This window comes from Halomonas saccharevitans, from assembly GCF_900116405.1.
Taxonomy (GTDB): domain Bacteria; phylum Pseudomonadota; class Gammaproteobacteria; order Pseudomonadales; family Halomonadaceae; genus Halomonas; species Halomonas saccharevitans.
In genome coordinates, this window is record NZ_FPAQ01000028.1 from 39,758 (window position 1) to 47,115 (window position 7,358).

Sequence of the window (7,358 nt, forward strand, 5' to 3'; positions counted from 1 at the left end):
TTCGCCGTTCGGAGTCGTTGTCTCGTGATCGTTCGTGATCGCCCCGGTGCGCTCAGGCTGATGCTGGCCTGGAAGGGCTCGGTGCTGCCCCATATCCTTCCTCACATCCTGCTGGCCGGGCTCTTCGCCACGGCCGTCACCTGGGTCTCTCGCCATCACTATCTGGATGGCATCGTCGAATACACGCTGCTGCCGTTCACCCTCATGGGGATCGCTCTGTCGATCCTCTTGAGTGTGCGCAACACCGCGACCTACAACCGCTGGTGGGAGGCGCGCCAGCAGTGGGGGGGCATGGTCTTCGAGGTGCGCAGCCTGGCGCGCACCGGCGGCATCTACCTGAGCCCCGAGCGACGCCGCGAGCTGATGATGCGCGCCCTGGCCCATGCCCACCTGCTGCGCGGGCAACTGCGCGAAGAGGACGTGCGCGCGGACCTGCCGGCCTTGCTCGACCCGGCCCTGGTCGACCAGGCGCTCGCCACCCGCAACCCGGCGGCGTTCATGCTCCAGCAGGCCGGCGACGTGGTGGCCGAGGCGCGTCGGGCAGGGGAGATCGACTCGGTGGGCGCGGCGGCCCTCGACCGGCACCTGCACGGCATGGCCGGCATCCAGGCCGCCTCCGAGCGCATCGCCCAGACGCCGCTGCCGTTCGCCTATACGCTCCTGGCGCATCGCACCGCCTACGTCTATTGCTACCTGCTGCCGTTCGGCCTGGTGCCGGGCGCCGGCTGGTTCACCCCGGTGTTCACCGCCATCGTCGCCTACACCTTCTTCGGGCTCGATCGCCTCTCGGAGCAGCTGGAATTTCCCTTCGGCCGCGAGACCAACGACCTGCCGCTGGACGCCATCTGCCGGGTCCACGAGATCAGCGTGGCCGAGGCCCTGGGCGACCCGGCGCCCGAGCCGCTGCAGCCGGTGGAGTTCGAGCTGCAGTAGACGGGGCGAGCGGCGGCGGTTTTGTCGAAACGCAGGGATCGTGGTTCATGAGCTACTGCCCGGCCCTCACGAGCGGCGCCTCAGCCACGCGAGCCGAAACGAAAAAGCGCCCCGAAGGGCGCTCGTCATTTAGATCTGCAGAGAAGTCCTGCATGGATACTCCGGGGTGAAAGCCTCGGGCAGGACGTTGAACGATCCCTGACTGGGCAGCGCTACCCGCTGGCCATCGGATGTGACGGCCACAATGCTGTGCGACTTGCGCAGATGCTCCCAAGCGTAGAAGAAGTTGTTCTCGCCCACGCGGGAGTTCGTTTCGTAGGGGGTTTGGATCTCATTGCCATCCAGTACCAGCGAAAAATCCCCGTCACCATAGCTGCCGTAGTCGCGGCCGCCTGCGGTAAGCGTCATCTTGACCGGCTCGTACGGGTTGCAGGCAATGTACAGCCTGTCGCCACGCTGGTTGACCGCGGCGTACTCGGTTGTGCCTTGTCCCCAGCCACTCGACCACTGTCCTTTCTCACCGAACGCGATAGCGCTGGTGGACAGCAAGGCAGCGGTGCCGAAGACGAGAGCTCTGGTAAGTCCTTTCATGTATCGTTCCCTGATAAGCCAAGTGGATGTAGTAAGCGTCATCGGCACGGCAGCTCGCTCCTTGAGCCTTAAGGGCTAACAAAAATCAGGGTCTCTCCCTAATTACTCGATTCCTTCTTCGGGCTCGATCGCCTCTCGGAGCAGCTGGAATTCCCTTTCGGCCGCCACACTAACGACCTGCCGCTGGACACCATCTGCCGGGTGCACGAGATCAGCGTGGCCGAGGCGCTGGGCGACCCGGCGCCCGAGCCGCTGCAGCCGGTGGAGTTCCAGCTGCAGTAGGCGGCGCCGGCCTGGATCCCCCATCGCCCGGCAGTTCCGCGAAGGGTCGTCTTGCATCCCCGGGTGCCGGCTGGGTCCTCGCTTGGTTATCCTCCACGAGGCTCGAGAACGTCGAGCTCACTCCCTGCAACCGGACTGCTGCCATGTATCGCGTCCTCCTGCGCTATTTCGAGACCCTGGTGAACCCCTACCCGGAGGACAACCGGGGCACGCCACCCAAAGGGTTATTCGCCTTCATCCTGCACTTCTCAAGGCCGGTGCTGCCGCTGCTGGTCGTGATGTCGCTGCTGACGGCGCTGGTCTCGGCGGCGGAGGTGTTCTTCTTCCACTCCATGGGCGAGCTGGTGGACTGGCTGTCCGGCGCCGAGCGTGAGGGCTTCTTCGCCCAGCATGGCTGGCGCCTGGCCGGGATGGCGGCGCTGGTGGTGATCGGCCTGCCGCTGCTGACCCTGCTGCAGTCGCTGGTGACCCAGCAAGGCATCTTCGGCAACTACCCGATGATCGGCCGCTGGCTGGCGCATCGCCATATGCTCGGCCAGAGCCTGGCCTTCTATCAGGACGAGTTCGCCGGGCGGGTTTCCCAGAAGGTGATGCAGACGGCCCTGGCGATCCGCGAGACGGTGATGAAGCTGATGGACCTGATGGTCTATGTGCTCGTCTACTTCAGCGGCGCCATGCTGCTGATGGGCCGCGCCGAGCCCTGGCTGATGCTGCCGCTGGTGGTGTGGCTTGCTGGCTATATCGGCATCATGTGGGTATTCGTGCCGCGCCTGCGGGCGGTCTCCATGGCCCAGGCCGATGCCCGGGCGGTGATGACCGGGCGCATCGTCGATAGCTACAGCAATATCCAGACCATCAAGCTGTTTGCCGATACCCGTCGCGAACAGGAATACGCCCGCGATGCCATGGAAGGGTTCATGGGGACCGTCTATCGGCAGATGCGCCTGGCCACCGGCCTGACCGTCAGCCTGACGCTGCTCAACTCCTTGCTGCTGGCTGGCGTGGCCGCCATGGCCATCGGCGCCTGGTACCTGGAAGCGGTGTCGCTGGGGATCATCGCCGTGGCGATCGCCTTGGTAATGCGCATCCGCTTCATGTCTGACTGGATTCTCTGGGAAGTGGCGAGCCTGTTCGAGAACATCGGCACCGTGCAGGATGGCCTCAATACCATCGCCCAGGAGCCGGCGGTCCAGGATGCGCCTGATGCCAGGGCGCTGACGGTTCCGCGCGGCGAGATACGCTTCGAGGCGCTGCGCTTCGGCTATGAGCGCCCTGACGGTCAGGGCCGGCGGGTCTTCGACGGCCTCGACCTGACCATTGCCCCCGGTGAGAAGGTGGGGCTGATCGGTCGCTCCGGGGCCGGCAAGTCGACCCTGGCCAACTTGCTGCTGCGTTTCTTCGATCTTGAGGGCGGGCGCATCCTGATCGACGGCCAGGAGATCACCGGGGTGACCCAGGAGTCGCTGCGTCGGCATATCGGCATGGTCACTCAGGACACCTCGCTGCTGCACCGCTCGGTGCGCGACAACATCCGCTACGGCAGCCCCCACGCCAGCGAAGCGCAGATCCAGGAGGCGGTGCGTCGCGCCCATGCCGATACCTTCATCGATGACCTGGTGGACCTCCAGGGCCGCCGCGGCCTGGATGCCCAGGTGGGGGAGCGCGGCGTCAAGCTCTCCGGCGGCCAGCGTCAGCGCATCGCCATCGCCCGAGTGCTGCTCAAGAACGCCCCCATCCTGGTGCTGGATGAAGCCACCTCGGCGCTGGACTCCGAGGTAGAGGCGGCGATTCAGGAGCAGCTCTATACGCTGATGGAGGGCAAGACGGTGATCGCCATCGCCCACCGGCTTTCGACCATCGCCATGCTCGACCGCCTGGTGGTGATCGATGAGGGACAGATCGTCGAGAGCGGCACCCACGCGGAACTGCTGGCCAAGGACGGCCTCTATGCCGCCCTGTGGCGGCGCCAGTCCGGCGGCTTTATCGGCGAGGATATCGATGACGAGGCCGAGCCGGAGCGGGCCGAGCCGGCCTCCGGGCGCGAGGGGCACGACTGAGGGGGCGACGCCAGGGCAGGGCGGCTTGGCGGCCCTGGCGTAAGCCTCGGTGCTGTTCCGGCTAGGGGCGTTTTTATGCGCGGGCGAGTGACGTCTGCGACCAATCGACGTGTGGTTTCTATCAGTAATCTCGCATACGCTGGCGGGTTAAGGTCGCTTAGATAGCCGGGCGGCCTATCGACATCGCCGGAACGCAGGGACTACCGCAGGGATGGCAGGAGGCCATCACGGCTTGCCGGGTAGTGGCGGTAGCGTGGCTGGGGGGCACTGCATCAAACATCATTACCCCAGAGGACTGCGCACGCCGGCAAAGGCGTTGCCCAGCACGTGCGTATAGATCTGCGTGGTTTCGACACTCTTGTGCCCCAACAGCTCCTGCACCGTGCGGATATCTGTGCCCTGGCTCAGCAACTGGGTAGCAAAACTGTGGCGTAGCGTGTGGCAGGAGCCCGGCTTCGGCAACGAGGCGGCTCTCATGGCATTTCTGACGGCTCGTTGTACCGCCGAGGGGTGAATATGATGAAGCACGATCTTGCCGTCGTTATCGAAGCAGGGGCGACTGGCCGGAAATAGCCATTGCCAGGCCAGTGAGACTCCTGCGTTGGGATACTTGCGATCGAGCGCATGAGGCAAGGTCACCGGCACGTTGCCATGTTGCTGGCGATGGACAAGCTGCTTCTCGGCTGTGGCAATTTGATGCTGTAGGGCAGGGATACAGCTGGCAGGAAGCAGCGTCGTTCTGTCCTTGTCACCCTTGCCAGCCCGTACCGTGATGATCTGGCCTTGGATTTCAATGTCCCGAACGCGCAGGCGGCAGGTTTCTATGAGTCGCAGACCTGAGCCGTACATCAAGGTCCCCATCAGGTGCATGTGGCCAGCCAGCTTGCCAAGCACGCGCATCACTTCCTCGTGAGATAAGACCACGGGAAGGCGCCGCGGCCGCCTGGCGCGAGAAAATTCACCGATTTCCCCCAGCGGCTGCTCGAGGATATGGCGATAGAGGAACACAAGGGCATTCAGCGCCTGGTTCTGCGTGGCCGCCGCCACATAGCGGTCTACCGCGAGATGCTCCAGGAACGCCTTCACTTCAGGAGCGCCCATGCTGGCAGGATGACGCACGCCATGGAAACGAATGAAGTAGCGTATCCAGTAGCAGTAGGTCTTCTCGGTACGCGGGCTGTAGCGCTTGACCCGCATGGTGGCCTTCACTCGATCCATCAGCTTGGGTGGTCTGTTGTGCGCGTCCATACGTTGCGGCCTAAAATATGGATGTACATACAGTATTATTGGGTCTGGCAAAACGCGCAAGCGCGCGAATCCTGCATAGGTAGCCGAGCTATTCTTAGGGGATTTGCTATCAATGGGTTATACGGAAAATGGCGCGATCGATAATATTGTGAACGTGTCAGCTCGTTCAAGTCGATATACGAGCACGCGGTATAATCACTGTTAGAGTCAAAACAAGTCAGCCTGCGGGAGGTGAAAGTGAAGGTAAAACGCATAGTCACGAACATTGCGGCAACCAACCCTTCAGAAGCAGACAGGTTTTATGAGGCAATTTTTGGGCTGAAGATCGTGATGGATCACGGGTGGATAAGGACCTATAGCTCGGGCGAGGAAATGACCACACAGGTAAGCGTGGCATCCGAGGGTGGCTCCGGCACGCCGGTTCCTGATCTATCTATAGAGGTGGATAGTTTGGATACAGCTTTGGAGAGAGTGAAGAACGAAGAAATTAAGATCGAGTATGGTCCCGCAAGTGAGCCTTGGGGTGTTCGCCGCTTCTATGTCCGTGATCCTTTCGGGAAACTCATCAACGTATTACAGCATGAGTAATCTTGAGTCAGCTCTAACAAGGCCAGTCACGGCGACGTCTACTGCATTGCGGCTGCGCCTCCATTCCGTAGCCGCGCGTGCTGAGCGGCGTTAAGTGCAAAATCATGGAATACGATTACCGGAAGATCATCAAAGAAGGCTCATCGGACGTTACTTCCGTCAAAGGAAGAAGGCTTGATTCAGCGTTGGCCCACGTCGTTGCAGATGAGATAAATGTCGTTCATCTCTGTTTCGATGGCATATGGTATTCAGTCCACGGGCTAGTTGGTTCCGAAGTAATGGGCTTCAAAAGGCGTGAACGGCAATTTCAGGAGGAAATTATTAATGAAGGTAGCGTTGTATGCAGGCTACCCATTCTGGATCAGTTTGTCGGTTTAGAGGTTGCTGAAGTACGGCATATTGGCGAAGCCTGGAATGGTCATGGGTTTGAGCTAAGTTTCAAGGGTGTTCCAGACAAGACATTAATACTGCAATCGATCTATACCGGGTCTGAGGCAGAAGAATTTAGTGATTGCATGAGGATTGGCGTTGGAAACTACATCTATCAGGTTCCCAGCACTTAACAAGGCGCATCAATACGCGGCCGGTGGCCGCCGGACGCCCTTTTCATTGCGGCTGCGCCTCCATTACAAGGGCGCCGTTGTGCGCTGGCGTTGGGCTATGAGGGGGAGAGGAATGGAGACAATTGAGTCCTTGGAAGAGATTGCCGCGAACCTGCTCGAGTTCGACAGGTATCGAATCTCTTCAGATGCTGGTGAGCGCGCGTTCTACGCGCAGCGCCTTCGGCTCGGGAAGATATTTGGCTGTATGGTCGTCAATGGACGTTTGCTCTTCGGTCCTAGCCGTTTTATCGGCTACAAGAGCAACACGATGACGAAGCACATAGCCTTTGATGGAAAGAGCGGCAGCGTAACGACACCTCGCATTTCGTCTGTTCTGGGAGCTGGCCACGGACCTGATGCTAAGGCCGAGGACGAGTATCGCGCTCTATGCGCTGAAGTTGGTGCCGAGCCTTCTTCCAAGATCCGCACCTATTGGCGGCTGCCGACTGTTAATGGCGCTACAGCGCATGCTAAGACGCGTGGGGAGGAGGGATTCCCGGATGAGGTCGGAGAATACTTTGAGGGCGCCTCGAAGATGGTCCGCGTGAACGTCCATGAGCGCGACCCACGGGCCCGGCGAGAATGCATCGCGCACTATGGGTGTGCTTGTGTTGTTTGCGGGCTCGAGTTTGGACGGATCTACGGCCCTATCGGCGAAGGGTTCATCCACGTTCATCACGTAACGCCGCTCTCAAAGCGTTCGGGCGAGCATATGGTCAACCCGGTCGATGACCTCCGGCCTGTCTGCCCGAACTGCCACGCAATGATTCACACCAGTGATCCGCCCTTCACGGTTGAGGAGTTGCGTGAACTTATCGAGGAAGCCGCCGTTCGGGCGAGGCCCAACAAGGCGCTGGAGCCGACGCGCTAAAGCGCGCGGCTCAGCTTTCACGTTAAATTTCAGCAAGAGTAAATGTCCGTAACAAGAAAGCCCCGAGCCGGTTTCCCGGCTCGGGGCTTTGCGCCTGGATTCATAGAATAACTGCAGCGCTTTGGACCACACGGTAGAGGTAGGAGGGCCAGCGCCGATACCCTCCCTGCTTTACCGACCAAAGTG

7 protein-coding genes and 1 pseudogene are annotated in these 7,358 nt (G+C 61.1%); 6 read left to right on the forward strand and 2 right to left on the reverse strand.

Going from position 1 to position 7,358, the window contains the following annotated elements:
• Nucleotides 1–24: 24 nt before the first annotated feature.
• Complete coding sequence (locus BM388_RS12940; RefSeq protein ID WP_089850810.1) at nucleotides 25–933, forward strand: bestrophin family protein; 909 nt, start codon at nucleotides 25–27, stop codon at nucleotides 931–933.
• Between the two features lie 129 nt (nucleotides 934–1,062).
• On the opposite strand, the gene BM388_RS12945 is transcribed toward BM388_RS12940, so the two are convergent.
• Complete coding sequence (locus BM388_RS12945) at nucleotides 1,063–1,524, reverse strand: hypothetical protein (RefSeq protein ID WP_089850812.1); 462 nt, start codon at nucleotides 1,522–1,524, stop codon at nucleotides 1,063–1,065.
• Between the two features lie 123 nt (nucleotides 1,525–1,647).
• Between BM388_RS12945 and BM388_RS17640 the strand changes: the two are divergent.
• Nucleotides 1,648–1,806 (forward strand): annotated as a pseudogene (locus BM388_RS17640) (bestrophin family protein); the annotation flags it as partial.
• Between the two features lie 143 nt (nucleotides 1,807–1,949).
• Entirely contained in the window at nucleotides 1,950–3,863 is a 1,914-nt protein-coding gene (locus tag BM388_RS12955; RefSeq protein ID WP_089850816.1) for an ABC transporter ATP-binding protein, read from the forward strand.
• A 282-nt stretch (nucleotides 3,864–4,145) separates the two neighbouring features.
• Here the strand turns inward: BM388_RS12955 and BM388_RS12960 are convergent, their stop codons facing one another.
• Complete coding sequence (locus tag BM388_RS12960; RefSeq protein WP_089850818.1) at nucleotides 4,146–5,111, reverse strand: integron integrase; 966 nt, start codon at nucleotides 5,109–5,111, stop codon at nucleotides 4,146–4,148.
• A gap of 237 nt (nucleotides 5,112–5,348) precedes the next feature.
• Here BM388_RS12960 and BM388_RS12965 point away from each other — a divergent pair, with 237 nt between their 5' ends.
• From BM388_RS12965 to BM388_RS18110, 3 genes are all read left to right on the forward strand, one after another.
• Nucleotides 5,349–5,699 carry a VOC family protein gene (locus BM388_RS12965; protein ID WP_089850820.1) on the forward strand — a complete coding sequence of 117 codons (351 nt, stop codon included), beginning with the start codon at nucleotides 5,349–5,351 and terminating at the stop codon, nucleotides 5,697–5,699.
• A 104-nt stretch (nucleotides 5,700–5,803) separates the two neighbouring features.
• Complete coding sequence (locus BM388_RS17645; protein WP_139233944.1) at nucleotides 5,804–6,262, forward strand: hypothetical protein; 459 nt, start codon at nucleotides 5,804–5,806, stop codon at nucleotides 6,260–6,262.
• 130 nt (nucleotides 6,263–6,392) lie between these two features.
• A complete protein-coding gene (locus tag BM388_RS18110; RefSeq protein WP_245781545.1) occupies nucleotides 6,393–7,172 on the forward strand; it encodes an HNH endonuclease in 780 nt (259 codons plus the stop codon).
• Nucleotides 7,173–7,358: the final 186 nt, after the last annotated feature.

Bases quoted from the DNA above. Each gene is read 5' to 3' on its own strand.
- BM388_RS17645 (WP_139233944.1), top strand. From the start codon at position 5,804: ATGGAATACGATTACCGGAAGATCATCAAAGAAGGCTCATCGGACGTT.
- BM388_RS12960 (WP_089850818.1), bottom strand. From the start codon at position 5,111: ATGGACGCGCACAACAGACCACCCAAGCTGATGGATCGAGTGAAGGCC.
- BM388_RS12955 (WP_089850816.1), top strand. From the start codon at position 1,950: ATGTATCGCGTCCTCCTGCGCTATTTCGAGACCCTGGTGAACCCCTAC.
- BM388_RS12945 (WP_089850812.1), bottom strand. From the start codon at position 1,524: ATGAAAGGACTTACCAGAGCTCTCGTCTTCGGCACCGCTGCCTTGCTG.